1 protein-coding gene is annotated in these 255 nt (G+C 72.5%); it reads right to left on the bottom strand.

The annotated features are described in order from the left end of the window. Positions 1-255 (bottom strand): hypothetical protein (locus CVH10_RS27020; RefSeq protein ID WP_219925015.1); only part of this gene is annotated, 255 nt, incomplete at both ends.

Genomic DNA, 255 nt, shown 5'->3' on the forward strand with positions numbered 1-255 from the left:
GCCGCCGACGAAGCCTTCGTTCGAGTTACGGCCGCCGAAGGCGCCCGCACCGACCGGCACGCCGTTGATGGCGACCGGCGAAGCCGTGTAGATCGGGCTGGCAGCGACGATGACGGCCGGGCCGCCCGTGTCGTTGCTGGCGTCGAAGCCGTAACCGGCGTTGAAACCGGCGTAGAAGCCGGTCCAGGTGAACACCGGCACCGGCACGAACACCGGGGGCGCCGCGCGGCGCGGAAGATCGGCGGCGGAGGCGGC

Source organism: Halomonas sp. ND22Bw (assembly GCF_003011945.1).
In the GTDB taxonomy this organism is placed as follows: Bacteria; Pseudomonadota; Gammaproteobacteria; order Pseudomonadales; family Halomonadaceae; genus Halomonas; species Halomonas halophila.